This is a genomic window from Phyllobacterium sp. 628, from assembly GCF_014189505.1.
Classification (GTDB): domain Bacteria; phylum Pseudomonadota; class Alphaproteobacteria; order Rhizobiales; family Rhizobiaceae; genus Phyllobacterium.
In genome coordinates, this window is sequence record NZ_CP050301.1 from 3,513,322 (window position 1) to 3,539,471 (window position 26,150).

The window sequence follows — 26,150 nt, forward strand, 5'->3', positions numbered from 1 at the left end:
ACCTCTTCTTGTTTTCGAATATTCTAGAATACGATCAGGCTGACAACCCAGGCAATCAGCACCGAGACCGGCCCCATGATCTGACGGCTGATCAGAACTGCAGGAACGCCGATTTCAATTGTCTTGGGCTTGGCCTCACCGAGTGCCAGACCGACCGGAACAAAGTCACAGCCAACCTGCGTATTATAGGCGAACAACGCCGGCAGGGCCATTGCCGGTGAAATTGTGCCATTGGCGATCTGCGGACCGATAATGGCGACGCCGATCACCTGCGCAATGACCGCACCCGGCCCCAGAATGGGCGACAGGAACGGCAGACCGCAAATGGCCGATATAATCAGCAAACCGACAATATTGTTGGCAAGCGGACCCATCGGCTGTGCCAGCACATCGCCAATCCCCGTATAGAGGATGAAACCGATGAGCATGGTCACAAAGGCCATGAAAGGCAGGACGTTGCGAACAACCTGATCGATGGTGCGGCGGCCGGCATTGAAGAAAATACCAACGACGCGGCCCATCACACGGCCAACCGTGCTGATCAAACCGATAAGACCGCCTTCACCATCATCAGATGCCGCAGCCGTTCTGCTGGACATGGCTGCAGCCACTTCAGCGGGTGTCGGCGTTGATGTCCCCGCAACCGTGGCAGCGTCGGACCCATCGGCGAGCTCGATGTTGGCTTCCTTCACACCCGAAACATAAATGTCTTCGGTAATGAATTGCGCCAGCGGACCGGATTGGCCCACAGGTGTCAGATTGACGGTTGGAATGCGTTTGCGCGGATAAACACCGCAGCGGGCCGTACCGCCGCAATCGACGACGACAACACCCATTTCACCCTCAACCGGTGGCGCCTTGAAGCCATCGACAGCCTCACCGCCGGTGAGTTCGGCAATACGGCGTGCAACCGGATGAATACCGCCGCCGGTGACAGAGACAACCTTGTTGCGCTGCGGCGTCAACTGGATCGTCAGCGGACCGCCCCAACCATTGGAGCCTCTGGAAATTTTGATTGGCTTATATGTTTTTGACATTGTTTTTGCTCCCCACCCCGACTTAAAGCTCGATGCCCTGACGCCGCGCCATAATGGCGGTGATGCGTTCAGTCAGCATGCCTTTGAGCAGGATGACCACGAGACCAACAATGGCGTACCAAATCGCCACTCTGATGTGATACCCGGCAGGAACGAGGCCCTTTTTCTCCAGTTCGAGCAGCGCGACCAGAATGCCGCCCCAGACGAAATATTCGCCGGGATTGATATGCGGGAACAGACCGAGCGGCGGATGCACATAGGAAACGGCCGCGTCATAAAACGCTGGCTTGTGTTTTTCTTCCAGGAACGAGCCGAACGTATAGGCCATTGGATTGGTCAGGAAGAACACTGACAGCAATGGCAGGACCGTATAACGTGTCAGCGCAATGCGGCCAGCGCCACGGGCAATCCCATGCACGCGCTCTTCGCCGACCAGTTCCGTCAGCGCATAGAACGCGGTCATCAGCACGACCAGAGTCGGAATAATACCAGTGACAAAACCGGCAAAAACCTCGCCGCCCTTCTGGAAAATACCGATGAAATATTTACCGGCGCTGGTCAGCCAGCCAAGCTGCTCTTCCTGTTGAACGTTCTGCAGCTTCTTCTTGAATTCCTCGACGGAAATATCGCCGGTGGATTGCGCAAGAACCACGAGATCGTTGCCCGCATGGGTGACGGCCTGTTTGCCGTGCAGCGCAGCATCCGAGACCATCGACCCTGCCACCGAAAGGTGCTGCATGGTGACGTCGGCATGCTGTGCCAACATTGTTAGAATTGACATGTTCCCTCCTCCTTATCAGCCGTTTGCTCGGGTACGGCCACCCCTATGCATTCACTGTTTTGATCCCTGCAAGGCCCGGCTTTTTTGGCTCGCTTCGAGCGCGATCGATCTGTTCGATGGCCCGTTCTGCTGCTTTCGCCAATGCCGGATCTTCTACACCCGAGATAAGCGGATCTGAGCGCAGCGCATTCAGGGTGATTCCCTCGAACTCCTCGCGCCGAGCAAACTTCGCAAAAACCGAGCGACCGCGCATCACCAGAAAACGCTGCACCACGAGATCAGGCGTCACCACAACGAGTGCAATCACACCCTTGCCGAACCGCCCGCGCACATTGCCTGCACCAACATAGCCATCGTTGTATTTTGACGTAATGCCCTTCATCACATCGCCATAGTGGCGCATCTGATACCAGACGCCCAGTGACTGCAAAGCCCACAGAATTCCAAGGGCAAGCAATCCCCATTGCCACATCGCCATGTCGTCAACCTCCCATTGTTCGACTGCAAACATATGCGAAGCGCGAACAGAAAAATATAGAACATTTGTTTTTTATAATGTCAATATGTATGATTTCCTGTAACATTGAAAACTTGGCTTCTTTCCTATTGAAGCGTAAGACAACGTGTGGAAATGTCAGAGAGAGACGGCATGGATTTTCTGTTCCGGGATGAATTGATCAGTATGCCTGATCTGCGTCACAGCCTACGCCGGCTGCGATGGTTTCGTATGGCCTTTCGCAAGAATGTTGCGGTAATTGCCGAGCACTATGGCTATCGTTTTACCATTGATGAAACCAAACTCACGGCTGCCTTTCTCAACTGGATCGAAACTGTCGAGCAGCAGAAATCCTTTGCTCATGTTGACCGCAAGGATTTCATCATTTTCGCAGCAGGTCTGGTGCTGAAGGAGCTTATCAGCCAGGCTCCGGCCAAAGTTCAGGGGCACACCCCGCAAAACAATCCCCACGCCAGCGAAATGGCGGATATCATCGCCTTTTGGCCGGAAGGATTTCTCTACACAAACTTCTGTGTTGGCACGATTGCCGCTATCTATGAGCAGGAATTCGGCACAGCGCCGCAGATTGCCAGCTGTGCAAATGATCTGCGCACATGGTGGTCTTACCGCGAGAATGTCGGCGAAACACCCGGCTATGCCATTTCATTTCTCGACAAGTTCCTCGGCGCCGAGCCAAACTGGGTTATGCCCAATCTGGCTTCCGCTCGCAGCGCCATCCAGCGGGCGCTTGTCGCATCAAAGGCCGCCGCGCACCTCACCGGTTCTAAGCAACCGAACGGCTGACCTCGCGTAATATCCGCAGTACTTTCTCCCGCTGCTCAAGCTGCGGCATGTGACCTGTCCCGGCAAATATATGCACCGCAATGTCCCCCGGCAGCCCCGATGCCTGCGTGGCAGGGATCACTCGATCCACAGCACCAAAGACCACACGAACGGGAATAGCCAGTCCTGCAAGATTTCCACGTATATCGAAGATTTGCGTGCCGTCGGTGAAAAAGCGGTCAGCGACGAGTTTCTGTGCGTCACGCAGGCCCTCGTCCTGTGACTGGACAAGTGTCGCCTTGACGAAAGACTTGGTCAAAAGACTTTCGTCCTGCACCAGCAGTTTCATCCATGCAAAGAGACTGGCCTCTGCTCGTGCCCGCACAAATCCGTACAGGAAGGCACCATTGATCTCAGGTCCAAGCCCGGCAGGTGCGATAAGCGTCAAGGCACGGATATCGAGATTGCCCCGCGCACTGATCCTGGCGGCAATCGCGCCGCCAAAGGAATGACCAGCAAGGATGACAGGCCCCGAATGATGAGCGGCAATTGTCTGCTCGACGGCGGCGACAATGGAATCCAAGTCCGGCGGAATATCCCGCGTTGATTCACCGTGGCCCGGCAGGTCAATTGCAAGGATGGGACTGTCAAGATTTGTGCCTGCAAGCATAGGCCGCCAGCTGTTCAAGTCCGAGCCAAAACCATGGATGAGCACCAATGGCGCAAGGCCAGTTTCATTACCCTGCCGCAGCCACACGGCATGCAGTGGCGCGACACCAGATTTGACAGCAACAGGTTTGGTAGCGGCGGGTTTGGTAACTGGCTGCGCCGAAACAACAACATTCGCTTCAACATCCTTGCGCTGAATACGGCCTTTCGGACCTGAGCCGGCAACCGACGCCAGATCAACACCCGCCTCCCGTGCGATGCGGCGAGCCAGAGGTGTTGCGCGGATATCACTTGATTGCGTGGCTTCTTCAACAGGCGTGCTTTGAGCAGCGGCTTTTGCTGGTTCTGCCTCTTGGACCGCACTCACCTCCACAGCATCTGCTTTTTTGTCAGGCACCGCCGCATAGGCTTCGCCTTCCGCAAAAATCCAGGCCACAGACTCGCCGACGGGAACAACAGCACCTTCCAGCGCCTTCACATCGCGTAAAATACCGGAAACCGGTGCATCCACTTCCATGGCTGCCTTATCGGTTTCGATCTCGAACAAGAGTTGCCCCTTGGAGACGCTGTCGCCCTCCTTGGCGTACCAGCGCGAGATTTGACCGGTTTCCATATCCATGTCGACCTTGGGCAGGATGACTTCGGTAGGCATGACCTAGCGCACCCCTTTCACAAGATCGCGGGCACTATTCAAAATGCCGGGCACCTGTGGGACAGTGGCCTTTTCCAATTCGGGATTGTAGGGGATTGGTGTTTCCGCGCCGCCAAGCCGTACAATCGGCGCATCGAGATAATCAAACGCTTCACTTTCGGCGATCATGGCGCTGACTTCCGCGCCGACACCTAGCGTCTTCACGCCTTCATAGACGCACATCAGCTTCGACGTCTTCTTGACACTCGCAATGATCGTATCCTTGTCCATGGGACGGACGGTCCGCAGATCCACAACTTCGACGTTGATGCCTTCTTTTTCCAGTTCCTTCGCGGCCTCCAGTGCTTTGTGCACCATGATCGCAGAGGCAACGATGGTCAGGTCCGTACCTTCACGCACGACAGCGGCTTTACCGATCGGCACAGTGTAATAGCCTACAGGCACCGGACCTTTCATCTTGTAGAGCAACTTGTGCTCAAAGATCATCACCGGGTCGGGGTCTTCAATTGCCGCCAGCAGCATGCCCTTGGCATCATACGGCGTCGATGGCTGGATCACTTTCAACCCAGGTACATGACCAAGCCAAGCTTCGAGGCTCTGGCTGTGCTGCGCAGCAGCGCCAGTGCCTGACCCGGAGGGGAAACGCATGACCAGCGGCACCGAAACCGCGCCGCCAAGCATGTAGCGGATTTTCGCCGCCTGATTGACGATCTGCTCCATGGCGAGCGCGGCGAAGTCAGAAAACTGAAATTCGAAAATCGGCCGCATCCCGGTCAGGGCCGCGCCCACAGCCACACCGGCACCGCCAAGTTCGGAAATTGGTGTGTCCATCACCCGGTCTTCACCGAAGCGGTGCACGAGGTCGCCCGTCACCTGAAAGGCACCGCCATAGACGCCGATATCCTCACCCATGAGGAACACCCGGTCATCAGCCTCCATGGCAAGCGCCATGGCTTCCTGAATAGCCTGCGAATAGCTCAGTTCGCGAATTGTCTCATTCATGTCAATGTTAGTCCGTGTACACGTCGCGTGTGAGATTGTTCAGATCAGGCGAAGGACTGTTTCTGGCAAATTCAATCGCCTCGGCAATTTCCTTTTCCGCATCAGCGCAGATTGCCTTGATGTCCGCATCGGTCACGAAGCCGAATTCCTTCAGTTGCGTCTCGAAAAGGTCAATGGGATCGCGATTGGCAATCCAGTCCTCGATCTCTTCCTTGGTCCGGTAGCGATTGCGGTCGCTCTTGGAATGGCCGCGATGCCGATAGGTCTTGCACTCAATCAGCGTTGGGCCCTCACCGCGCCGTGCGCGCTCAACGGCCGCATAGGATGCTTCCGCCACATCCGACAGATTGTTGCCGTCAACAATGACACCGGGCATGCTGTAACCCGCGGCACGATCAGCCACGTTCGGTACAGCGGTTGAACGCTGGGTCGACGTGGACATACCATAGCCATTGTTCTCGCAAACGAAAACCACCGGCAGTTTCCAGATTGAGGCAATATTCAGGGCTTCGTGAAATGCGCCTTCATTGTTGGCGCCATCGCCGAAATAGGAAATGACCACTTTGCCATTCTTCTGCTTCTTGGCGGAAAGCGCGGCGCCGACAGCAATCGGAATACCGCCGCCGACAATGCCATTGGCGCCAAGATTGCCCTTGGACACATCGGCAATATGCATGGAGCCGCCACGGCCCTTGCAATAGCCGGTCTCCTTGCCGAAAAACTCGGCAAACATCTTTGACACTTCCGCACCCTTGGCGATGCAATGCCCATGACCGCGATGGGTCGAGGTGATCATATCATCGTCGTTCAGCGGCAAGGAAATGCCGACAGCGCTGGCTTCCTGCCCGATGGAAAGATGCATCGTGCCGTGGATCAGGCCGCGTGTATAGGATTCCTCCGCACCTTCCTCGAAACGGCGGATCAGATACATTTTCCGCAGGGCTTCCTTCAACTGATCCGGGGAATAATGCCGGAACGCGAAGGGAAGATTGCTGCGATCATCCTCGATTTTGGCATTTATGGCGGAAGCCATGATCAGCACTCCTTGGAGCTTTACATTCTAACTGTTTGACGCTCATTGGCCGTAGACGAGTTTGTCCTGGCGCTGTCTGAGTTCGACGATCTTGGAACCGGGGATGGGTGCGGCATTGGCGCTGGTGATGAGTTCACCCTTGGCAATCGGTGCCGTCACCGTGCCGCCCTGCAGCAGGCCGCAGGGGATGGCTTTGGCCGCACGCGCTTCCGGCGCCGTCATGATCCAGGCGCGGTAGCAGTATTCACCAATGGCATCGAGCCTGTCGCCGGGCTTCAGATCCTTCTTGGCCACCGCACAGACTTCTGCAACCGGTTTGGCCAGCGGCACCATGTCGGCCTTGCCGTAGAGCACAACGCGGGCGCAGGTCAGCGGCACTTCGAGGGACGTCAGGTGATAGGGCCGGTGGAAGGTGAAGTAAGGACCCTTGCCCATCTTCAGGTCTTCCATGCGCTCCGAAATGCGCGGATGCGACATGTCGGCCACCACGAACACACCCGGTGCCACACCCTTGCCGATGGAATAGTCAACCACGCCGACACGCGAGAGAAGTCCCCCATCCTTTTGCGGGATCAGCGTCTTGTTGAGCTGGTCGAGCGTGGCGGATGGGCCATGCATGCCCGCCTTATCAGGCACAAGCCCGGTGGCATTGGCAATGGCTGCCATTTCCACCATGGTCTTCGAGCCATCGACGAATTCCACCAGCATGCGCACATTCATATGGCGGCGCGCTGCCTCTTCCTCATAATCATCGGGAATGGCATCGATGTTGAGCGGATTGTTCTTCCCCTTGCCCGCCGCCACGATCGGATGACCCATGGCCGAGACGAATTCAATCAGTTCCATACATGAGGATGGCTCATCGCCCGCACCCAGCGAATAGGTAACGCCAAGGCGATCCGCCTCGCTTTTCAGGTACGCGCCGATGGTCACGTCAGCCTCGACATTCATCATCACCAGATGCTTGCCGTGCTCCATGGCGCGAAGGCCGATCTCGGCTCCCACAGCCGGAACGCCGGTGGCATCAATCACCACGTCGATCAGATCATTCTCGAGGATCAGATTGGCATCGCTGGTGACAGCAATCCTGCCGCTTTCCATTGCCGCCGTCAGGCCCGAAGCGGTGTTCACCTCTTTCGAGTGTCCCGGTTCCTGATAGGCGATATCGACGGCCTTCAGCGCATTGGGCAGGTTCAGTTCGGAAATCGCACCGATTTCCACGCCCGGCATATGCGCCACCCGCGTGACAATGTCCGTGCCCATCTCGCCCGAGCCGATCAGGCCGATCCGGATCGGACGCCCCGCATCCGCCCGCGCCTGCATGTCCCGCGCCAATCCCGTCAATGCTACATTGCTCGCCATAAAATATTCGCTCCTCAAAAGGCACCGGATGCGGCGTCCAGAACCAATCTCATCCTATCCATCGAATATTGAACATTTGTATTTTAGTCAACACCTATGTGCATTATAAGAGTCGTAACAATGATCACATAACAACGATGCAGATGGCCCTACAGGGCGCTGCCAAAGAGGGATGGAAATGCCGCAAAACAGGTTTGATCTGGTGATTTTTGATTGTGATGGGGTACTCGTCGACAGCGAGCCGCTGGCAGCGCTCGCTTATCACAATGTCTATGCCAAACAGGGCTTGGACCTGCCCGAAGGCACCATCGCCCAATGCGTCGGCATGAAACAGGCGGATATTATCAAGCGAATCGCTGAATTGACCGGCCTGCAACTGTCCGATGCCGGGGAAGCCGAGCTTTGGCCCGAAACGAAACGTGTCTTCGGCCAGTTCTTGCAACCCACACCTGACATCGCAGCATTTCTGGGACAGATCGAGACGCCACGCTGCGTCGCGTCGTCCTCATCGCTTGAGCGCATCCATTTCAGCCTCGCGACCACCGGGCTTGCCGGGTTCTTTGGCGACGCAATCTACAGCTCGTCCATGGTCAAGCGCGGCAAACCCGCGCCGGATCTTTTCCTGCATGCAGCCAGAGAAATGTCATTTGATCCATCCACATGCGTGGTGATCGAGGATTCGCCTTTCGGCATTGAAGGTGCTGTTGCCGCAGGGATGACGGCCATTGGCTATACCGGCGGCGCACATACCTATGCTTCCCATACAGAGACGTTGCTCGACAAGGGCGCAGCCGCAGTCTTCAGCGAATGGAAAGACATTGGCTACTGGATGCGTGCAGCCAACGACTGACTGGCGAAACAAAAAAGGGTGCCGCGAGGCACCCTTTTCATTTAGCTGACAGTCAGCATCAGTTTTTCAATTCGAACGTCACGTTCACAGTGACATTGTAGCTGTTTTCGCCAGCTGCAACCGGAACAGAATCAGAAGCTTCCGCTGCCATCATCTTGACGCGCGGCGCACCTGCTGCGTACGGGCGAGGCTGGAACGACTGTTCACTGATCTCGATTACCTTACCCACTTCAACACCGGCAGCCTCTGTCAAAGTCTTGGCCTTGGCGATTGCATTGGCCACGGCCTTCTTGCGGGCTTCTTCAATGATTGTGTCCGGCTTGTCATTGGTGAAGGTCAGGTTGCCGCCCTGATTGACACCAAGCGTGACTGACTGGTCAAGAATCTCGCCCACCTTCTTCAGGTCACGCACGCGCACGGATAGGGAGTTCGACACGGCATAGCCGACGATCTTTGGTGCCTGCGGCTGCTGGCCGTTCTTGTTCTCAGGATAGACATAGCGCGGATCAATGCTGAAACCCGATGTCTGCAAATCGCGTTCGGCAATCCCGGCCTTCTTCATGGCATCGAGAACCTTCGCCATAGTGTCATTGTTGGCCGTCAGTGCCTCGCGCGCGGTCGGCTTTTCTTGCAGAACAACCAGCGACAGTACGGCCGTATCCGGCGCTGCACTGGCTTCGCCCTCTCCCGTCACGGTGATGCGCGGACGTGGAGCCTCTTCCGCCATGGCAGCAAAAGGAACGGCCATCATTGCGGTTGCGGCAAAGGCCACGGCGATAAGTTTTGGTGTCATGGAATATCTCCCCAAGGGTAAGTGACACAGCTGCGTCGCAGCTCATTATGGGCGGAATAGGGCGAAAGGTACAACTTTCGCCTATCCGAAACATTACGTATTCTAATGGCTTCAGCGGATGACAGGGCAACCGGGCGCACGGGCAAACACGATGGCGGTGCGATGGCCATAGCGCCAGCCGGTGACCCGCACGACATTGCGATTGACCACAGCGCGTGGATTGCGAAGACCCATGCGGCTCGCCTTGTTCAGCGCGAGATTGACACTGCAGGCACGCACAGGACGGTAGCCATGATCATAGCGATCATAATGGCCACGGCGATGATCAACCTTGATAACCAGCGATGACGCGCTGCCATGATTTGCAACAATTGCTGCTGGCGCGACGGGAGCTGCCGATGCGGCATTGGCGCCCAGCATCGTACCGATGCCGATTGCTGCGGTGATTGCGAGTGTCTTTAACGAAAAAGCGGACATGAGCGTTCTCCTGTATTTTGTTTGACCCGGACTGGAAGATCGGGGCGAGAACCTCTTTTTTCACGGCGCGGCTGAACAAAACCTCAACACAGCGTTCATCTTGAGTTCAGTATGAGTCAGTGCGGATTTTCCGTCACCATCATATGATCAAGGTAATCTTCCTCATTTTCCAGCTCATGGTCATGCGCTGTCACCTTGCCACGCACGGAGATCCCGGCCTCGTGCACGGTTTCCATGGTGCCGGAAACCAGCGGGTGCCACCAATAGAGATCCTGGCCCTCGTCAACCAGACGATAACCGCATGTCTCGGGCAGCCAGGCCACCTCCCGCACGATTTCAGGTGTCAGGAATATGCAATCAGGTACTTTCTTCTTGCGGTTGACATAGTCCGAACATTGGCATGTCCCCGCGTCGAGCAAGCTACAGGCGACTGTGGTAAAATAGATTTCGTCGGTGTCTTCGTCTTCCAGCTTGTGCAGGCAACAGCGTCCGCACCCGTCGCACAGGCTCTCCCATTCCGAGCGATTCAACTCGTCAAGTGTCTTGGTTTTCCAGAATGGTTCTTTGGGCATGCGCTGAAATACATCTCCTGCAGCGTCCCGTCCAGTGCGGCCTATTTTACTGCATGAACCCAAAATGAACAAAGCCTTCACATGGGATACAGGCTGGCCCGTGCAATCTGGCTGTAATCGGATTCTGGCAGGATCGCATCTGAATGAAGGTGATCCGCGATAAATCTGGTGAGAAGGCCGTATTGGACAATTGGCTGCCACAAAGCTGGCACAACCTGCGGTCACAAACTTTTGAAGCGCTTCACCGCAATGAAACGCAGGACAGGGATGACAATGAAACGCACAGCTCTCTTTTTTGCTTCAACAGCAATTTTGTTCTCTTCGCCCTCGGCAATGGCCGAGCAATCCCCTCTTCCTCGCCCATTCATTTCCTCAAATTCGAACACCGCCCCGCAATTGCTTGCACAGGCGGATGTGGAAGCGACGGCTGTCGAAGACAATTCGGCCGGTGAGGAAGAATTGGCGCAAGCCGAAGCACCCGCAGGCAATCCCGCTGCTGAAGAACTGAAAAAAAAGCAGGAACAGGCCCAACAGCAAGCCGAGCATGAGGCTGCCGCGCGCGCTCAGGAGGCAAAACGTGCCGCTCAAGAAGAGGCACAAAAAGCCGCCGAACAGCAAAAGGCCGTAGAGCAGGAAGCCAAGCAGAAAGCTGCAGAAGAAGCGCAAGCTGCAAAGGCTGCAGCTCAGGAAGCGAAACAGGCAGCGCAGGCAGAAGCCCAGAAGGCGGCCGAACAGCAAAAAGCTATCGAAGCAGAGGCCAAGCAGAAGGCTGCTGAAGAAGCGCAGGCTGCCAAAGCTGCGGAAAAAGCAGCGGCCCAGGAAGCTGACAAAGCCAGAAAGGCAACCGAGGACGAAGCCAACAAGGCAGCCGCTGCGCAGAAGGCCACTGAAGAGGAAGCCCGCAAGAAGGCCGACAGTGCCCAGAAGGCCGCCGAACAGCAAACCGAAAAAGCGGCAGAAGACGCCAAGAAAGCCACTGAGAAGGCAACAAAGGACGCTCCCGCTGCGCCTGCAGCGGAACAACCTGCCGTACCGAAGCCTGCTCCTGTGACAGAGCCTGCCAAAGCTGAAAAACCGAAACCCGCAATAGAACCTGCGGCTGAGCAGCCGGTTACAGGCAAGCCTGCCGGTGAAAAGCCCGCTCCTGCAACGGAACCGGCAACTGGTGAAAAGCCAGCCAAGCCCATCGAGGGCCAAAAACCCGGCACTGAACCTGCGACTGGTCAACCTGCAGCAGGCAAACCTGCGGGCGAAAAGCCCGCACCTGCAACGGTACCGGCAACTGGTGAAAAGCCAGCCAAGCCCATCGAAGGCCAAAAACCTGGCGCTGAACCTGCAGCTGGTCAACCTGCAACAGGCAAACCTGCGGGCGAAAAGCCTGCCCCTGCAACGGAACCGGCAACCGGCGAAAAGCCAGTCAAACCCGTCGATGGCCAGAAGCCGGGAACAGAACCTGCAACTGGTCAACCAGCCGCGGAGAAACCTGCTGGTGAGAAACCGGCAGGCGAAAAGCCTGTCACGCCTGTCGAAGCCGGAAAGCCCGGGCCGAAGGAACCCTCGCCCTTGCCGGCCAATGCAGCACCGGTTCTTGACAGCGACAAGCCTGCGCCGCCCGTAAAGGGTGCTGGTGGAGTGGTCACCGGCAAGCCGGCAGCCGAACAGCCGGTTGCCCAGCAACCCGCCGTCCAGGTCCCCGCAACACCACCCGCACCGCCGCCAAAAAATGATGCGGAAGTGCAAAAGGCGCTTGTCCCGATCAAAATCGAGCCGATCCGCACCGAGGAAGGCACGCGCATCAAACAGGCACCGCGTCAGGAACGCCCGGCCGATGTGCAGGTGATCAAGCAGATCGACAACCGAACCATCGTCGAAGTTAACAACAACATCTTTGTGGAAAGCTCCGATCGTCCGCGCATGTCGCGCGATGCACAGGACGTGTACTACGAAGACCTGCCGCGCAACCGCACCCGCGAAACCATCGTGCGCGACAACGGTGTGCAGATTGTCACGATCCGCAATCGGTATGGCGATGTGATTCAGCGGTCGCGCGTCATGCCTGACGGCCGCGAAGTTCTTCTCACCTACACGCCGGATTATGATCGCGAGGAGCGCTATCAGTGGCGCGATCCGGGTCTGGATTTGCCGCCATTGATTCTCGATATCCCGGTGAGCGACTATATTCTGGATGCCGATCAGGCACCTGAACGGGAAGTCTATGATTTCTTCGCCCGCCCGCCTGTCGAGCGCGTCGAACGGATTTATTCGATTGATGAAGTCAAGCGTTCAGCCCGTATCCGCGACAAGGTTCGCCGTATTGATCTGGACACGGTCACGTTCAAGTTCGGTTCTGCCGATATCTCGGAAGATCAGATCCCGCGCCTCGATAGCGTTGCCAAGGCGATGGCGGAGATTTTGAAGAAGAACCCGGCTGAGACCTTCCTTATTGAAGGCCACACGGACGCTGTAGGGTCGGATCAGGCCAATCTTGTTCTCTCGGACAAGCGCGCTGAATCCGTTGCGCAAGCGTTGACCAATGTCTTTGGTATTCCGCCGGAGAATATGGCCACGCAGGGCTACGGCGAACGCTATCTCAAGATCAAGGTTGATGGTCCTGAGCAGCAGAACCGCCGCGTTGCCATTCGGCGCATCACGGCGCTGGTGCAACCGCTTGCCAGCAAGTAGCCAGAACTAACTGGAACCACAAAAACCCGGATTTCGATCCGGGTTTTTTGCGATTGAAATGTGTTTTTCCTTGAGTTCACCGCCCGCATCGCTATCTGATGTCTGAAACCAATTGGGTCCTACTGTTTATGAAACGCATTGAAGTCTTCATCGAAAGCATCATTCTGGCCTCGCGCTGGCTGCTTGTGGTTTTCTACCTTGGCCTCGCCATTGCGCTTGCCATCTACGCTTTCTCGTTTGCCGGAAAGCTCTTCGATTTCGTCAGCAAAGTTACCAGCCTCGACGAAACTGAAACCATTCTCAAAATGCTTGGCCTCATTGATGCGGCGCTGGTCGCCAGCCTTGTGGTCATGGTCATTATTTCCGGCTACGAAAACTTCGTCAGCCGCTTTGATCAAGCCGATGATGTGCATTGGCTCGGCACGATTGATGCCGGTTCGCTCAAGATCAAGGTGGCCTCGACCATCGTCGCCATTTCCTCAATCCACCTGCTGCAGGTGTTCCTCAACCTGACAAAATATTCGACTGAACAATTGACGTGGTTCACGGTGATCCATCTGGCTTTCGTCTTCTCTGCCCTGTTCCTCGCCTATATCGACAAGATCATGGCCAAGGACAAAGGCGACAAGAAATCAGACGAGCCGTCGATCTGAATGAAATGAGATACAGATCCGGGGTCAGGACCTGTTAATCTGACCCTGGGCGAGGAAATGTCCTTTGTCTTGGGGCGAGGCCATCAAGCAGAAGGTCGAGGCCTTTCCTGAAAGCGCCATCCCAATCGTTATCCAGCAGCAGACGAGAGCGTTCGATTGTCGGATATAGTTCGCTGAGACGGGTAAGGCGCTGCTGTGCAGCCGCTCTGTCGTCGTCCGAGAGAACGAAACTCGCCCGGGTAATGATCGCGCCCATCACATAGTTCCAGAGCGACCATATCGCGACGTTCAAATCCGCGTCAGCCACCCCGGCTTCGGATAAGGTCTTACTCAGTAGCTCCAGACGATTGAGGATGTTCGAGCCAAGCGCCCGGCGCGGCAGCAGCAATGCCGACCAGGGATGGCGCAGCATATTGGTGCGCCAGTCTTCGAGCATATGAACAACGTTCCCGCGCCAGTCCTGAGATCCAACTATTTGCGGCGCACCGCGATATTCGAGCACCAAGTCGAGCGCCAGATCAAAGACGTCTTCTTTGTTTTTGACATGCCAATACAGGCTCATCGTGCCCGAGCCGAGACGATCCGCCAACCGGCGCATTGTCAGTCCGTCCAGCCCTTTTGTGTCCAGCAGTTCTACCGCTGTCACCGCGATGCGTTCCAGAGAAAGAGGCGGTTCCTGCGCGGACTGGAGTGCCACACTCTTCTGTTGGGATCGTTTGCTTTGCGCGCCGCTGCGTTTGGCTGCCATCCGTCTACCCTGCTGATTTGAATGCCAGTTTAAGCCGACAACATGACGAATGTCGATCCTCACCGATTGACTCGTACGGTGTACGATGCGATTAAATCGTACACCGTACGAGTCGTTCATACGGCAATGATTTAAAGTTCAATCCTGATGATCGCGGGGACACGTTGCTTGCGATCCGGAGAGCCAAGAGAAAATCATGTCACGCGCAAACAAACATCTGCTTATTGGAGGGTTAATCATCATGACCATGGGTGTTCCTGCTGCCACCACAGCCAATGAGAGTGATCGCAAGCTCACCATCGTCAATCCACAAACCCTCTATGATCCATCGCCGAATGGCTACAGCACGGCGGTGATCACGCCTCGCAATGCCCGGATAGCCTATATCTCCGGACAGGGCGGCCAGGACAGCACGGGGGCTTTGTCACCCGATTTCGCTGTCCAGGTTAAACAGGCTTATGCCAATTTGCGCAGCGCTCTCGATGCGCTTGGTGCCAAGCCCGATCAGGTCGCCAAGCTCACGGTCTTCGTGGTTGATCACGATATGTCGAAGCTTGAGGTACTGACGAGAAACGTCACGGAAATGTTCGGTGCGACGCTACCCGCACAGACTCTGATTCCCGTTCCCAAGCTTGCGATTGACCCCATGCTCTTCGAAGTGGAAGCCACCGTCATTCTGGATTAACGGGGCGGCACGTTTGCTCGAACCTCCGGAAAACTGGATGATGGCATGGGGCCTGTCGTGGCTTGTCGGCTGGCTCTGTCACCCGCCCACGCGCTGATATCAACCATTGCAAAAAAGCAAAACGGGATGGGTTTTCACCCATCCCGTTTTCAATTTCACCAGCGCTTTGACGCGCAATATCCTAACTGTCGAGGAAGCTGCGCAGCTTGCGCGAACGGCTCGGATGCTTGAGCTTGCGCAATGCCTTGGCTTCGATCTGACGGATACGTTCACGCGTAACCGAGAACTGCTGGCCGACTTCTTCCAGCGTATGGTCCGTGTTCATGCCGATGCCGAACCGCATGCGCAGAACACGTTCTTCACGTGGGGTCAGCGAAGCAAGAACACGGGTTGTCGTGTCACGCAGGTTAGCCTGAATGGCTGCATCGATAGGCAGCAGCGCATTCTTGTCTTCGATGAAATCGCCGAGATGCGAATCTTCTTCGTCACCAACCGGTGTTTCCAGCGAAATCGGTTCCTTGGCGATCTTCAGGACCTTGCGCACTTTTTCAAGTGGCATGGCCAGCTTTTCAGCCAGTTCTTCCGGCGTCGGCTCGCGGCCGATTTCATGCAACATCTGGCGCGATGTCCGGACGATCTTGTTGATCGTTTCGATCATGTGCACCGGAATACGGATGGTGCGGGCCTGATCGGCGATCGAACGGGTGATCGCCTGACGAATCCACCACGTAGCATAGGTCGAGAACTTGTAACCACGGCGGTATTCAAACTTATCCACCGCCTTCATCAGGCCGATATTGCCTTCCTGAATAAGATCGAGGAACTGCAGACCACGGTTCGTGTATTTCTTTGCGATAGAAATAACGAGACGCAGGTTTGCCTCGACCATTTCCTTCTTGGCGAGCGCTGCTTCGCGTTCGCCCTTCTGCACCTGATTGACGATGCGGCGGAATTCCGAAATCGAGATCGCAGTTTCCTGCGCCATGTTCTGGATTTCCGTGCGCAGGTTCTTGATCGTATCTTTTTCGTTCTTGGTGAACTCTTTCCAGCCACGGGTCGTCAGGTTGGAAACGGCTTTCAGCCAGTTCGGGTCAAGTTCGTTGCCCTGATATTCCTTGAGGAAATCTTCACGGCGTACGCCATAGGATTCAGCCAGACGCAGCAAACGGCCTTCGTTCTGAACGAGGCGCTTGTTGATGTCGTAGAGCTGGGCGACCAGTGCTTCAATACGGTTCTGGTTCAGCGACAGTGACTTCACTGCCTTGATCAGCTGATCCTTCAGTTCCTTGTAGCGGCGCTCCTGGCTTGGCGACAGGGAGCCGGAAGCAGCAAGACGGTTTTCAACCTGCTGATCCTGAAGCTTACGCAGCTTCTTGTAGGTATCAGCGATAACATCCAGCGTTTCCATGACCTGCGGACGCAGTTCAGCTTCCATCGCAGCGAGCGACAGATTGGCTTCATCATCCTCATCGTCATCATCTTCAACCGGCGTATCGCCGCCGACATTGGTAATATCGTCGTCGTCGCGGCGGCTGCGTGAACGGTCATTGCCGGCAGCAGGCTTTTCTTCTTCGACGCGCTCGATAACCGGAGCCTGCTTGGCCTCGGGGCCCGCATAGGTGGTTTCAAGATCGATGATTTCGCGCAGAAGAATTTGCGACTCGTTCAGCGCTTCACGCCAGATGATGATGGCCTGGAAGGTCAGCGGGCTTTCGCACAGCCCGGAAATCATCGTCTCGCGACCAGCCTCGATACGCTTGGCGATGGCGATTTCGCCTTCGCGCGACAGAAGCTCGACCGTGCCCATTTCACGCAAATACATGCGGACAGGATCATCGGTACGATCAGTCGGTTCTTTTTTGGTCGTTGTCGGTGCAACAGCCGTGCCAGTGGAATCGGCGAGCTCGCGGGCATCGCTTTCCTCGTCGGCACTGTTGTCCGGCTCTTCAGCGTCCGCGTCCTGTTCGTCGTCCTCGACAACATTGATGCCCATGTCACTGAGCATGGCCATCGTGTCTTCGATCTGTTCGGAAGTGACCTCTTCAGACGGCAGAACAGCATTGAGCTCGTCCATCGTCACATAGCCGCGCTTCTTGGCGAGCTTGATCATCTTCTTGACAGCGTCATCGGAAAGGTCGAGAAGCGGTCCGTCCGGCGCGCCTTCGCGCTCGACTTCTACTTCTTCGTTTTCCTTTGCTTTCGTTGCCATATTCTATGTCTCCAAGCGACGTTTCGCTTTGTTCGTGCATGGGAACAACGAGTGCGGTGGCGCACCGGTTCCCCTACAGCGTCAAGGTAGTAAATGTTCGACTAGCCGAAATCCCGTTAATGCCGGATTAACCTTGATATTTCGATGGCGAGCACATTGTATATTTGCCGTATTCGCGGGCTTTTCAGCCAAACCTGCAAACCTCAGCTCAATATTTTCAATTCCGCGCAATCTGATTCCGTCATTATTGACCCACGTCAACCCCGACTCAACTGATTCGGCACAAAAAAGCGAATCAATTCCGTCAAAAACCCTTTCCGGAGCGTCCGGAAGGTATTCCAAAGCCTTCAATCAACGCTTCCGTCGCTTGCGCATTACGGATATCGTTCTGAATATCGAGAAGCCGATTAAGGTTTTCATCGGTAGTGTCCGTGGCCAAGGCGGTTTCAGCTACTTTCAGCTCCTTATGTAGTGTGCTTGCGCGCTGATGCAAGTGAACGGCTTGTCGTAACGCTTCAAGCGCGTCCTCTTCGGCAGCTTCTGCAGTGGCTGTCCACATTCGCGCCCGCCGGGCCAGAGCCTCCAGCGCCTCGATCAGCGTGCCATGTCCGGCTTCAGCGATGGCCTTGCGCATCTGGGCGCCATCGGCAACGTGGTGCTCGGCCATGGCATTGAGCATGGCTGAATGAAAGCGCTTCAGATCCGGATGGCTGAATTCCAGCCGCACCACCGTTTCGAAATCCTCTTCAATTAGCCGCGGGTGATTGAACAATGTCATTAATATGGCGGTCTCACGCAGCGGCGGCGCTGCCGATGTGGTTTTGACAAGAACCGAACGGGCCAGACTGTCGGAAACCGCAAGGCGGCCCGGCGCAGCTCCCCTGCCCCTTTGCCCGTAATTATTCTGGCCATTGCCGCGCTGATCGCCGTTGCGGTGGTTGTTGCTGCGCTGATTGGAGCCAAAGAACTGCTGGATGCGCTCGCGCACGTCCTGCGCATAATGACGGCGCACATTTTCATCGCCAATCAGTGCCGTCATCTGCTTCAGCCGCGCTTCAAGCTCGGCACGGCGTTCCGGTGTATCGAAAACACCGCCGCTGGTTTCGCGTGTCCACAGCATATCGGCCAGCGGGCGTGCATCATCCAGCACGGCCTGAAATGCCTGCGGGCCCGAGGCTTTGACGAGATCATCCGGATCCTTGCCCTCCGGCAGCACAGCAAACCGCAGCGACCGGCCCGGCTTCAATGCAGGCAGTGCCAGATCAATCGCCCGGTATGCCGCCTTGATCCCGGCCTGATCGCCATCAAAACACAGGACCGGCTCCGGCGACATGCGCCAGAGCAGATCAAGCTGGTCTTCTGTCAATGCGGTACCAAGCGGCGCAACGGCGTGACCAAAGCCCGCCTGCGCCAGCGCGATGACATCCATATAGCCTTCAACCGCGATAACAGCCTTGGCAGGCTGTCCGGCTTGCGGTTGCGCTGCCTTGCGGGCGCGCAGGGCATTGAACAGAACCTTGCCCTTGTGGAAAAGCTCGGTTTCATTGGAGTTGAGATATTTGGCAGGCGCATTGGGGGTCAGCGCCCGCCCGCCGAAAGCAATCACCCGGCCGCGCAAATCCTCGATAGGAAACATGATGCGGTCACGGAACCGGTCATAGGAGACCGGCTTGTCGTCACCGAACACCACGAGACCGCAGGCTTCGATCTGGTCTCTGGTCGCGCCCTTGGATGCCAGATGTTCCTTCAGCGCGTTACGGCTCTCCGGCGAATAACCCAGCCGGTAGGAATGCTGCGTTGCTGCCGACAATCCGCGATCACGCAAATAGGCCCGGGCTTTCGCACCGCCTGCCGCCTGCAACTGTTCCTCAAAGAATTTCGTCGCCATATCCATGACGTCATAAAGCGTGGCGCGCTTGGCCTCGCGCATTTCCATTTCCGCATCGCGCGCCGGCATCGGAATACCAGCCATATCGGCAACGCGCTGCACCGCTTCCGGAAAGCTCAGACCCTCAAGCTCAGTCAGGAATTTGAAATGATCGCCGGTCACACCGCAACCGAAACAATGATAACGGCCCTTGCGGTCCTCGCAGTGGAAACTCGGTGACTTTTCCCCATGGAATGGGCAGCACGCCCAGAAATCACCTTTCGGCGCATTGGTTTTTTTCCGGTCGAACGACACCCGCGTGCCGATCACACTGGAAATCGGTACACGCTCCCTGATCTCATCGAGAAAGGATGGCGGAAATCGCATGCTATTCTTCATTCACTGCATTTGAAGGGTGGAAAACCACATTATTTTGATGGCTCTGACATGGATTTTCAGAACCGGATTCATATTGCATCATATCGTGCTGACGGGAAAGACCTGCAAGGCAATCATCCCCTACTCATCCTATCTTTCTGTTTTAATTATCAGATCAACTTATTGATGTATCGGGCCGCCTTATAGAAAGCCGGCTCACAATTATCGATTCACCTGAAAACTGTCATAAAACTGTTACACTTTGTCAAAAACGACAGAATTATTCTTAGCCGGGACATATTTTTTCCCCTTTTGGATTGATATGTTATCTTAATAAATAGCGACTAGAATTCGTCTGGTTGTATACCGCATTTTTCCACCTCGTTAGGATTGGCTCAAGTGAACGGTTCGACAGTTTTATTGCACCTTGCAGGTGCAGTGGCCCTTTGCTATGGGCCACGCGTATGGTCCGCACCGGCGTGGAACGCGCCTATGGCGAGCGTATGCGCCAAAGCCTGCGCGGTGTCCTGCACAATCCCATTCTGGCGGTTCTCTGGGGAACGATGCTTTCCATCGCCCTGCAAAGCTCGACAGCGGTCAGCCTGCTTGTCGGCTCCTTTGTCGGTTCGGGCATTGTCAGCGGTATTTCCGGCCTTATGGCGGTACGCGGCGCAGAAGTCGGCTCGGCTCTCGTCGTCCTCATTCTCAGCTTCGATCTAACACTGTTGGTGCCGCTTTGTCTTTTGGCAGGCACAGTCATTTTCATGTCGACCGAGCGTGGCGACTGGCGGCAGATCGGCCGCATTCTCGTCGGCATCGGCCTTCTCGTTCTCTCGCTTGAAATGACCGGACAGGCGACAGAGCCCCTGCGAAACAGTGACCTTCTGCCCGTTATCGTCAGCTATCTCAGCACGGATCCGATAACCGCTTTCATGCTGGCCGCGCTGATGACATGGCTGTTCCATTCCAGCATTGCTGCCATACTCCTGCTCGTCACCTTTGCTTCCCGCGGCCTGATTGAGCCTGAACTCGGTGTTGTCATGGTGTTTGGCGTCAATCTCGGCTCATCTTTCATTGCACCATTGCTCACCCGCAATGCCGCGCCACAGGCACGCATTGTCCCCATGGGCAACTTGCTGATGCGCGGTGCCGGTTCGCTGATCATCCTCATTGCCTATCTGACCTTCAAGCCATCGGTTGCCTTTCTGGGTTCGGCCCCTGAGGATCAGATCATTCATGCCCACATCCTGTTCAACATCATTATTTTGCTTGCAGGCGTGCCGCTGTCGGGTCTCGTCCTCAAGGTTACCAAGGCCATTGTTGCCCTGAATGCACCCGCTCCGCAGGTAGCGCCCCTGGGACAGGCAGAGCTCAGCGCCCTCGATGAAAGCGTTCTCGATACGCCGAGCCTTGCACTTGCCAACGCCACGCGCGAAACCGTGCGCGTCTGCGAAACCGTCGAAATCATGCTGCAGCGTGTCATCGGCCTTTATGAAAATCCTGAACAGGCCCGCATCGATGAATTGTCCGGGCTGGATGACAAAGTTGACCGCAAGCATGCGGAGATCAAACTCTATCTGGCCAAACTGACGACCCGCCCGTTGTCCGAACAGGAAATCGGCCGTGCCCAGGAATTGCTCGGTGCCTGCGTCAAACTTGAACAGGTTGGCGATATCATCGTTCGCAATATGCTGGCGCTGGTGCAGAAGAAAATGGACCGCAAGCTCAAATTTACCGACGAAGGCTGGCTGGAACTCAGCAATTTCCATGCAAAAGTTCTGATTAATGCCCGTATGGCATTCAATGTACTCGTCTCACGTGATCGCGAAATGGCCCACCAGTTGGTTCTGGAGAAGGATCATCTGCGCGATCTGGAAAAGCAAAGCAGCCAGCGGCACTTCAGCCGGTTGCGCGAAGGCACACTGCGCAGTCTGGAAACCAGCTCGATCCATCTCGATACGATCCGGGATCTGAAGCAAATCAACTCGCTCCTCGCCGCCATGACCTATCCGGTTCTGGAAGAGCAGGGTCTGTTGAACACCACCCGTCTGCGCGCGCTGCATAATTGAGTGAGTGAAGCACCCGGCCCGTGGTGACGGGCTTGGGAACGTGGTCAGTGGCGGCAAGTACTTCACCCCCCTCTGCCCTGTCGGGCATCTCCCCCACAAGGGGGGAGATCACATCGTCATTTACGATTTTGCATAATCTTCGTTGTTGCAAAATCTTCGCTGTTGCAAATTGTGAGAAATGGCAATGAAGGCTGATCTCCCCCCTTGTGGGGGAGATGCCCGACAGGGCAGAGGGGGGTGAAGACATTCAACCTATCGTTTTCAAATACAAATCCCTGCAACAGCCAGACGCATCAGCGGGCGTGGCAATGCCAGCGATCTTCAAAACCCGTTCACACACCATATTATCCACGATTCTCAAAATCGGTGCTGCGGGTGACGGTTTCCCACGCATCGATCTCATCGGCAATCTGATCCAGTTTGCTCCGGGCGCGGCGCAGCGCATCGCTGCCGAGCAGCAAATGAAGCGGCGGATTGTCAGAGCGGACCACGTTGATAATCGCTTGTGCCGCGAGATCGGGATTGCCCAGTTGCAGGCCCCCAGCGGAATCGAAGGCGGCAGAGCTGCGTCCGATAGTCTCGGCATAAGCAGCATCTTCGGCATCACTTTTGCGGATTGAGTGAGACGAAAGGAAGTCCGTGCGGAATGCACCAGGGGCAACGGCCGTTATTTTGATACCAAGCGGTGCGATCTCCAGTGCCAATGCCGACGAAAGCCCTTCCAGCGCATATTTGGCGGCGGCATAAAGCGCCGATCCTGTGGTTGGCGCACGCCCGGCAATCGACGTGATGTTGATGATGTGACCATGGCCTTGCGCGCGAAGGTAAGGCAATGCTGTCCGAATGATCCGGAACGGCGCAAAAACATCGACAGCAAACAGCCGCTCGACATCGGTGTCTGATGCCTTCTCCAAGGCACCGAGCAGCCCGTATCCGGCATTGTTGACGATGACGTCAATATGGCCTGCTGTTTCAAAGGCCTTTGTTACGCATGCAGCTGCGGCGTCGCCGTCAACGAGATCAACATTCAAGACATGCAATGTGCCGCGATCATGATCAAGTTCGAACGGCCCAGTCCGAACCGTCCCGATCACCGTATCGCCCTCTGCCAGAGCTGCTGTCGCCAGTGCCTTGCCAAGGCCACGTGAAATTCCTGTGATAAACCAAGTTGTCATTTTTCTCTCTCTTCAATGAACCAAGGAGAAAATGACAGAAAGACGATGGCTTTATAATACATCCAAAAATTACAGCGCTTGTTAGGTAAACTAAGTAATGTATAATCCATAGAATGGATATTTTGCTCGCCGGACACGATTACAATCAGCTTCGCGCCTTCATTGCAGTTGCCGAATTTCTGAGCTTCAGCCGGGCTGCCGACAGTCTTGGAGTCTCGCCTTCAGCGCTCAGCCAGATGGTGCGTAGTTTCGAGGAGCGGGTGGAAATGCGTCTTCTGCACCGGACAACGCGCAACGTGTCACTGACGGAAGCTGGTGAAAATTTGCTCCAGCGGGTCAGACCTGCCGCATTCGAACTGGGAAGTGCTGTCGCACAGGCTCGCCGTTCAGGGGAGAAACCGGCTGGCACGGTAAAGGTCCATTCGTTCCGGTCTGCGGCCCGAAAGCATATTGAACCGATTCTTGCCAGCTTCACGGAGCGCTACCCGGAGGTGCTGCTCGACATCACGCTGGATGATGAGGTCATTGACATCGTCGCAGGCGGCTTCGACGTGGGGTTGCGTATAGGAGAGGTAATCGAGCGCGACATGATTGCCGTTCGTCTGGGATCAGAGCTTCGGCAGGTGGTGGTAGCGACCCCGGATTATCTCGCCCGCCACGGACGTCCGGAACACCCGCGTGATCTCGTCAACCATCGTTGCATACGCTGGCGCTGGCCGGGCCGGACAACGCCCTACGCTTGGGAGTTCTTTGAGAATGACACATGGTTCAGCGTCTCCGTTGAAGGTCCGCTGATCTTCAGTGACAAAGAAATGGCACTGGGCGCAACGCTCAAAGGAATCGGGATCGGATTTCCTATCGAAGACACCGTGGAAGACCACCTTACCAAAGGGAGGCTCGTCAGCCTGCTCGATCCATGGTGTGCTGCGTTTCCAGGGTTGTTTCTATGCTATCCCAAGCAGCGCCATATGGCGCCCGCGCTGCGGGTTTTCATCGATGCGGTACGAGCCGGCGGCTGAATGCTCTTTTTAGCCGCCGACTCTAAACAACCATCAATTGCCTACTGCAGGATTTCTTTCACAATGCCGCTGGCCTTGCTGAAATCCATCTGCCCGGCATACTTTTCCTTGAGCGCGTTCATGCATTTGCCCATGTCGCGCAAGCCGCCTGCCCCGATTTCCTCGATAACCTGAGAACAGGCCAGACGGACATCCGCCTCGTCAAGCTGCTTCGGCAGAAAGCCACGGATAATCTCGATTTCCGCGCGTTCCTGTTCGGCCAGTTCAAGCCGGTTACCTTCTTCGTAAAGCTTCGCTGATTCCTCGCGCTGCTTGATCATCTTGGCCAGAATCGCGCTGATGTCATCGCCCGAAACCGGGTCCTTGCCCGATCCGCGATTCAAAATATCCCGATCCTGGATGGCAGCCATGATCAGGCGCAGCGTCGGAACGCGGCTCCTGTCCTGTGCCTTGATTGCCGTTGTCAGTGCCCCGGCGATTGTATCGCGCATGGCTTCATTCTCCTGTTGTCCGCGCACCGTACCGGTGGGTCCGAGCGAAATCAATCATCGTGGCGGGACGGCTCAGCACCGAATTCCACGAAGAGTTTTCGTGTCGCAATTGACCGGAAGCGCGGTTTTCTTTATGGTCCGTGACCTAGCCAGACATTTTTGTTTTTACTGCGGTGGTAAGGTCAAACGACCACCGCGTTCAGCCATGTCATATGGAATATCGAACGGCATTTTTCAATGCCCAATGAATAACGACGACGCAAGCCCACGCTCAGGAGTGCCGCATGACCGCCCCGACAACCACAGACGCAGGTGCAAAAACCGCAGCCTGGACAGAGTTCAAGCCGACAGCGGTTCTGGTTCTGGCCGATGGAACGGTTATCGAGGGCAAGGGACTTGGCGCGACCGGCGCCTGTGAAGCGGAAGTCTGCTTCAACACGGCCCTCACCGGTTACGAGGAAATCCTCACCGATCCTTCCTATGCCGGCCAGATCGTCACGTTCACCTTCCCGCATATCGGCAATGTCGGCACCAACAAGGAAGACATCGAGGACCTCAATCCGGCCAATCGGGCCGGTGCCGTGGGTGCGATCTTCAAGGCCGACATCACTGCACCATCCAGTTACCGTGCGGCCGAGCATCTCGATGATTGGCTGAAAGCTCGCGGCGTGATTGCGCTTGCTGGTGTCGATACCCGTGCACTCACAGTTCTCATTCGCGAAAAGGGCATGCCGAATGGCGTTATCGCCCATGACCCCGAGGGCAAATTTGACATTCCAGCGCTCACCAAGCGTGCAGCGGCCTGGCATGGTTTGCTCGATCTTGATCTGGCCAAGGATGTGACCTCGGGTCAGAGCTCGGTCTGGACTGAAAAGCCATGGGTATGGGATGAAGGTTTTGACCAGCAGACCACGCCGGAATTTCACGTGGTTGCCATCGACTACGGTATCAAGCGCAACATTCTGCGTCTGATTGCAGGTCTTGGCGCCAAGGTGACGATCGTTCCGGCAACCGCGACAGCCGAAGACGTTCTGGCGCACAAGCCTGACGGTATCTTCCTGTCCAACGGTCCCGGCGATCCGGCAGCCACCGGCAAATATGCGGTTCCGGCCATTCAGGAATTGATCAAGACCGACATTCCTGTTTTCGGCATCTGCCTTGGCCACCAGATGCTGGCGCTGGCGCTTGGTGCTGATACCAAGAAGATGCATCAGGGCCATCACGGTGCCAACCACCCGGTTCGCGACGACACAACCGGCAAGGTGGAAATCGTCTCGATGAATCACGGTTTTGCCGTGGACACGGAATCATTGCCGGACGGTGTAGAAGAAACCCACGTCTCGCTGTTCGACGGCAGCAATTGCGGCCTGCGCGTAACCGGCAAGGCAATCTTCTCGGTGCAGCACCATCCGGAAGCATCGCCCGGCCCGCAGGACTCACATTATCTCTTCCGCCGGTTCGCCAACCTCATTCGTACCCGTCAGGGCCGTGAACTCCTGCCCGAACGCGATCAGGCTGCCTGAGACAAATACTGCATCCCTGGGGTGCGTGGTTCGACAAGCTCACCATGAGGGAGAGTGAGGATGGCAGGGAGCTATATTCTGCAACACTCTCGGTCTCTTTGCAGCCAAACCAACTCCCTCATGGTGAGCTTGTCGAACCACGCA

Annotated in this window: 22 protein-coding genes and 1 pseudogene; 8 read left to right on the plus strand and 15 right to left on the minus strand. The window is 56.1% G+C overall.

Features of this window, described 5'->3' with window-relative positions; translation table 11 throughout:
- Positions 1–23 precede the first annotated feature (23 nt).
- Genes HB779_RS18895 through HB779_RS18905 form a run of 3 tightly spaced genes read right to left on the minus strand, consistent with a single transcriptional unit; the run spans position 24 to position 2,296 of the window.
- Complete coding sequence (locus tag HB779_RS18895; RefSeq protein ID WP_188343773.1) at positions 24–1,037, minus strand: PTS glucitol/sorbitol transporter subunit IIB; 1,014 nt, start codon at positions 1,035–1,037, stop codon at positions 24–26.
- A 22-nt stretch (positions 1,038–1,059) separates the two neighbouring features.
- The gene (locus HB779_RS18900; RefSeq protein ID WP_188343774.1) at positions 1,060–1,818 is read right to left on the minus strand and encodes a PTS glucitol/sorbitol transporter subunit IIC; all 759 of its coding nucleotides are present in this window, start codon (positions 1,816–1,818) and stop codon (positions 1,060–1,062) included.
- Positions 1,819–1,861: 43 nt separating this feature from the next.
- The gene (locus HB779_RS18905) at positions 1,862–2,296 is read right to left on the minus strand and encodes a transcriptional regulator GutM (protein ID WP_188343775.1); all 435 of its coding nucleotides are present in this window, start codon (positions 2,294–2,296) and stop codon (positions 1,862–1,864) included.
- Between the two features lie 171 nt (positions 2,297–2,467).
- Here HB779_RS18905 and HB779_RS18910 point away from each other — a divergent pair, with 171 nt between their 5' ends.
- Positions 2,468–3,118, plus strand: coding sequence for a hypothetical protein (locus HB779_RS18910; RefSeq protein ID WP_188343776.1), 651 nt, complete (start codon positions 2,468–2,470; stop codon positions 3,116–3,118).
- On the opposite strand, the gene HB779_RS18915 is transcribed toward HB779_RS18910, so the two are convergent.
- Genes HB779_RS18915 through HB779_RS18930 form a run of 4 tightly spaced genes read right to left on the minus strand, consistent with a single transcriptional unit; the run spans position 3,099 to position 7,815 of the window.
- The gene (locus HB779_RS18915; protein ID WP_188343777.1) at positions 3,099–4,418 is read right to left on the minus strand and encodes an acetoin dehydrogenase dihydrolipoyllysine-residue acetyltransferase subunit; all 1,320 of its coding nucleotides are present in this window, start codon (positions 4,416–4,418) and stop codon (positions 3,099–3,101) included. The genes HB779_RS18910 and HB779_RS18915 overlap by 20 nt on opposite strands.
- Positions 4,419–4,421: 3 nt before the next feature.
- The gene (locus HB779_RS18920; protein WP_188343778.1) at positions 4,422–5,420 is read right to left on the minus strand and encodes an alpha-ketoacid dehydrogenase subunit beta; all 999 of its coding nucleotides are present in this window, start codon (positions 5,418–5,420) and stop codon (positions 4,422–4,424) included.
- A 7-nt stretch (positions 5,421–5,427) separates the two neighbouring features.
- Positions 5,428–6,453, minus strand: a complete 1,026-nt coding sequence (locus HB779_RS18925; protein ID WP_188343779.1) for a thiamine pyrophosphate-dependent dehydrogenase E1 component subunit alpha — start codon at positions 6,451–6,453, stop codon at positions 5,428–5,430.
- Positions 6,454–6,495: 42 nt separating this feature from the next.
- Positions 6,496–7,815, minus strand: coding sequence for an NAD(P)H-dependent oxidoreductase (locus HB779_RS18930; RefSeq protein ID WP_188343780.1), 1,320 nt, complete (start codon positions 7,813–7,815; stop codon positions 6,496–6,498).
- A gap of 178 nt (positions 7,816–7,993) precedes the next feature.
- Between HB779_RS18930 and HB779_RS18935 the strand changes: the two genes are divergently transcribed.
- On the plus strand, positions 7,994–8,665 hold the full coding sequence (locus HB779_RS18935) for an HAD family phosphatase (protein ID WP_188343781.1): 672 nt from the start codon (positions 7,994–7,996) through the stop codon (positions 8,663–8,665).
- A 58-nt stretch (positions 8,666–8,723) separates the two neighbouring features.
- Here HB779_RS18935 and HB779_RS18940 read toward each other — a convergent pair whose 3' ends face one another.
- The 3 genes from HB779_RS18940 to HB779_RS18950 all read right to left on the minus strand — a co-directional run bounded on the left by HB779_RS18940 (position 8,724) and on the right by HB779_RS18950 (position 10,507).
- Positions 8,724–9,458 carry an SIMPL domain-containing protein gene (locus tag HB779_RS18940; RefSeq protein ID WP_188343782.1) on the minus strand — a complete coding sequence of 245 codons (735 nt, stop codon included), beginning with the start codon at positions 9,456–9,458 and terminating at the stop codon, positions 8,724–8,726.
- 111 nt (positions 9,459–9,569) lie between these two features.
- Complete coding sequence (locus tag HB779_RS18945) at positions 9,570–9,935, minus strand: antifreeze protein (RefSeq protein ID WP_188343783.1); 366 nt, start codon at positions 9,933–9,935, stop codon at positions 9,570–9,572.
- 116 nt (positions 9,936–10,051) lie between these two features.
- Positions 10,052–10,507, minus strand: a complete 456-nt coding sequence (locus HB779_RS18950) for a YcgN family cysteine cluster protein (RefSeq protein WP_188343784.1) — start codon at positions 10,505–10,507, stop codon at positions 10,052–10,054.
- A 273-nt stretch (positions 10,508–10,780) separates the two neighbouring features.
- Between HB779_RS18950 and HB779_RS18955 the strand changes: the two genes are divergently transcribed.
- Together HB779_RS18955 and HB779_RS18960 are read left to right on the plus strand one after the other, a co-directional pair.
- The gene (locus tag HB779_RS18955) at positions 10,781–13,189 is read left to right on the plus strand and encodes an OmpA family protein (protein ID WP_188343785.1); all 2,409 of its coding nucleotides are present in this window, start codon (positions 10,781–10,783) and stop codon (positions 13,187–13,189) included.
- A gap of 128 nt (positions 13,190–13,317) precedes the next feature.
- A complete protein-coding gene (locus HB779_RS18960; protein WP_188343786.1) occupies positions 13,318–13,842 on the plus strand; it encodes a TIGR00645 family protein in 525 nt (174 codons plus the stop codon).
- A 34-nt stretch (positions 13,843–13,876) separates the two neighbouring features.
- Here HB779_RS18960 and HB779_RS18965 read toward each other — a convergent pair whose 3' ends face one another.
- Positions 13,877–14,590, minus strand: coding sequence for a TetR/AcrR family transcriptional regulator (locus HB779_RS18965; protein WP_188343787.1), 714 nt, complete (start codon positions 14,588–14,590; stop codon positions 13,877–13,879).
- 196 nt (positions 14,591–14,786) lie between these two features.
- On the opposite strand from HB779_RS18965, the gene HB779_RS18970 reads away from it, so the two are divergent.
- Complete coding sequence (locus tag HB779_RS18970) at positions 14,787–15,275, plus strand: RidA family protein (protein ID WP_188343788.1); 489 nt, start codon at positions 14,787–14,789, stop codon at positions 15,273–15,275.
- A gap of 181 nt (positions 15,276–15,456) precedes the next feature.
- Here the strand turns inward: HB779_RS18970 and rpoD are convergent, their stop codons facing one another.
- Both rpoD and dnaG read right to left on the minus strand, forming a co-directional pair.
- Positions 15,457–17,484 carry an RNA polymerase sigma factor RpoD gene (gene rpoD / locus HB779_RS18975; RefSeq protein WP_188343789.1) on the minus strand — a complete coding sequence of 676 codons (2,028 nt, stop codon included), beginning with the start codon at positions 17,482–17,484 and terminating at the stop codon, positions 15,457–15,459.
- A 304-nt stretch (positions 17,485–17,788) separates the two neighbouring features.
- Positions 17,789–19,738 (minus strand): DNA primase, encoded by a 1,950-nt coding sequence (gene dnaG, locus HB779_RS18980; protein WP_188343790.1) that lies wholly within the window; start codon positions 19,736–19,738, stop codon positions 17,789–17,791.
- A gap of 390 nt (positions 19,739–20,128) precedes the next feature.
- On the opposite strand from dnaG, the pseudogene HB779_RS18985 reads away from it, so the two are divergent.
- Positions 20,129–21,798 (plus strand): annotated as a pseudogene (locus HB779_RS18985) (Na/Pi cotransporter family protein).
- 344 nt (positions 21,799–22,142) lie between these two features.
- Here the strand turns inward: HB779_RS18985 and HB779_RS18990 are convergent.
- Entirely contained in the window at positions 22,143–22,973 is an 831-nt protein-coding gene (locus tag HB779_RS18990; protein ID WP_188343791.1) for an SDR family NAD(P)-dependent oxidoreductase, read from the minus strand.
- A 113-nt stretch (positions 22,974–23,086) separates the two neighbouring features.
- Between HB779_RS18990 and HB779_RS18995 the strand changes: the two genes are divergently transcribed.
- Positions 23,087–23,992, plus strand: coding sequence for a LysR family transcriptional regulator (locus tag HB779_RS18995; protein WP_188343792.1), 906 nt, complete (start codon positions 23,087–23,089; stop codon positions 23,990–23,992).
- Positions 23,993–24,033: 41 nt separating this feature from the next.
- On the opposite strand, the gene HB779_RS19000 is transcribed toward HB779_RS18995, so the two are convergent.
- On the minus strand, positions 24,034–24,483 hold the full coding sequence (locus HB779_RS19000; protein WP_188343793.1) for a GatB/YqeY domain-containing protein: 450 nt from the start codon (positions 24,481–24,483) through the stop codon (positions 24,034–24,036).
- 284 nt (positions 24,484–24,767) lie between these two features.
- Between HB779_RS19000 and carA the strand changes: the two genes are divergently transcribed.
- Positions 24,768–26,006 carry a glutamine-hydrolyzing carbamoyl-phosphate synthase small subunit gene (gene carA / locus HB779_RS19005; RefSeq protein ID WP_188343794.1) on the plus strand — a complete coding sequence of 413 codons (1,239 nt, stop codon included), beginning with the start codon at positions 24,768–24,770 and terminating at the stop codon, positions 26,004–26,006.
- Positions 26,007–26,150 lie beyond the last annotated feature (144 nt).